The sequence below is a fragment of the Neisseria sp. P0022.S010 genome (assembly GCF_051956635.1).
The window spans coordinates 1-2654 of record NZ_JBQCXF010000416.1 but is presented as its reverse complement, the minus strand read 5'-3'; the positions used below and the strand labels follow the sequence as shown (position 1 = coordinate 2654).

Genomic DNA, 2654 nt, shown 5'->3' with positions numbered 1-2654 from the left:
AGATGATGCCGCCGCCCGCCGCACAAAAAGCCATGCGCCTGCTGTTCGGCACGCTGCGCTTGGGTTTTCTGTTGAAAAACAACCCGTTTTTAGAAAAAGAAGCCGCCGCCGCGCTGCAATACGTCGGCTATACGTCGCCGCTGAACATGAGCGGCAACCCCGCCATGAGCGTGCCGCTTTACCGGCATCACGGGCTGCCCGTCGGTACCCAGTTCGCCGCCGCACACGGACGCGAAGACACGCTGCTCCGCCTCGCCGCGCAGTTGGAACAGATACAGCCGTGGGCGGAAATACCGCAGGCGGCTTAGGGTTTGCATTGGATAAAAAGCGGTCTGTATCAGTAAAACGGATTGCATCCTCTATAACAAACTGAAGGAATTTTGCCTTGTCTTTCTACCAACGCTATCTGAACGGCGAATACAGCCAAGTTTATGCCGACATCGCCCGATTGCGGCAAAAAGCCTTTCAACCCGAAGCAGCAGCGGAAATCAATTGCTTGCTTACCGAAACTTTTCGGCGTGTGCTGCACAACGCGCATATCGTCGCGGACACCTTGCCGCAGTTCGGCTATCGGTTCAACCAATGGCGCGATAACGTGATTATGCCGCCCCTGCCTGATGCGGACGAACATATCCGCCGCCTTGTCCAAGCTGTGCAGCCTGTCGGTTTCATTCCCCTTTCGCTGCAATACTTCTACCGGATTGTCGGCGAAATCAACTTTATCTGGAACTATGACGAATATCCTGAAATTATGTGGGAATATGCCGACCCTTTGTGTGTGTACGGCATAGATTTTGTTTTGGAAGAGGTGGAAAACGAAGATAACGAGTGGCTGGAGTGTACCCGAGAATTGCTTGCGGAAAACCCAAAATGCCCGATTGGTTTGCCATTCTCGCCCGATGATTACCACAAAGACAATGTAAGCGGCAGCAGTGCTTATGAAATCGCATTAAGCACCAAGCCAAGTGTGGATGGTAAAGTGCTGTACGCTCCGCAAAATACGCAATTTATCGCGTATCTTCGCCACATTTTCGCCAATGGCGGTTTTGGCAGCGAAGTGGATGCGCCCGAATTTCAAGACTATCTGCAAACCGTATTGCCCAAATTGCTGCCGTTTTAAAGGTAGCCTATAAGGTCGTCTGAAAACATAAAAACGTTTTCAGACGACCTTTTTTGCGTTTGTGATGGGTAGGGGAGGGCGCAAAGAACGCCGGAATCCGACTGTCTTTAAAGAATCTGAATTGTTGCTTTGGCAAGAAACCTTTAGAATGACGTTTTTCTGATTCACGATATTTTTTCAGACGACCTCCGATGTTCCGATTAGGCGGAGGGTCGTCTGAACGCTTTGTTCTGGGGCGGATTTTTTTTTCGTCTGCCCGCATACGGATGTTTGTTCATGATTAGTCTTTCCAAACTTCTCGACCGCCCGATTTCTTTGGACGGTCGGAAATTCGATGTGTCACTGTTGTGGATGGTTATTTTGATGACCGCCTTCAGCTTGGTAATGATTTATTCTGCGTCGATTGTCTATGCCGCGTCGGAAGGCGGCAATCAATTTTCTTTTGTCAGCAAGCAGGCGATGTTTGTCGGCGCGAGTGTGTTGGGCTGTCTCGGGCTGTCGCTGTTGAGCATGAGTTTTTGGCGGAAAATCATTCCGTTTTATTTTGCTTTTTCTGCGATTTTGCTGGTGGTGGTGTTGTTTGTCGGCCGTGAAATCAACGGGGCGACGCGTTGGATTCATATCGGGCCGGTCAATCTTCAGCCGACCGAGTTGTTCAAACTGGCGACGGTTTTGTATTTGTCCAGCCTGTTTACGCGACGCGAGGAAGTGTTGCGCAGTATGGACTCTTTGGGTTTGAAACCGCTGTTTGTCGGTTTGTTCAATGCTTTCCTGTGTCCGTTCAGCAAGGAAGCGCGTCAGAAAACTTGGCAGAAGCTGAAGAAGTTTAAAAACATCCTGCTGCCTATCGTGATGATTGCGCTGGGTTTGGTTTTTGTGATGGCGCAACCTGATTTCGGCTCGTTTGTCGTGATTGTGTCGATTACGATGGGTATGCTGTTTTTGGCGGGTTTCCCTTGGAAATATTTTGCCGTATTGGTACTGAGCGTGCTGGCGGGGATGGGTGTGATGATTTTGGCGGCACCCTACCGTATGGCGCGGGTTTCCGCATTTTTGGATCCTTGGGGTGACCCTTTGGGTAAAGGCTATCAGTTGACGCATTCGTTGATGGCGATTGCGCGCGGCGAATGGTTCGGTCAGGGTTTGGGTGCGAGTTTGGAAAAACGTTTCTATCTGCCTGAAGCGCATACGGACTTTATTTTTGCCGTCATCGGCGAGGAATTCGGCTTTGTCGGGATGCTGGTTTTGGTGTTCTGCTACGGCTGGCTGGTGTGGCGTGCGTTTTCCATCGGCAAGCAGGCGCGTGATTCGGGCTTGATGTTCAGCGCGTACATTGCCAACGGAATCGGTATTTGGATTGGTATTCAAAGTTTCTTCAATATCGGTGTAAACATCGGTATCCTGCCTACTAAAGGCCTGACTTTGCCGTTTATGTCTTACGGCGGTTCGGCTGTCTTTATCATGCTGGTGTGCGTTACTTTGTTATTGCGCATTGATTATGAAAACCGCCAAAAAATGCGCGGTTATTCGGTGG

At 50.2% G+C, this 2654-nt stretch carries 2 protein-coding genes and 1 pseudogene; all 3 read left to right on the top strand.

Features of this window, described 5'->3' with window-relative positions; translation table 11 throughout:
- Positions 1-308, top strand: a pseudogene (locus ACTHUT_RS17570) (amidase); the annotation flags it as partial.
- A gap of 77 nt (positions 309-385) precedes the next feature.
- Positions 386-1120 (top strand): hypothetical protein, encoded by a 735-nt coding sequence (locus ACTHUT_RS17565; protein WP_137041182.1) that lies wholly within the window; start codon positions 386-388, stop codon positions 1118-1120.
- Positions 1121-1396: 276 nt separating this feature from the next.
- Positions 1397-2654, top strand: a 1258-nt coding sequence (locus ACTHUT_RS17560; RefSeq protein ID WP_440419216.1) for an FtsW/RodA/SpoVE family cell cycle protein, incomplete at its 3' end; no start/stop codon positions are given.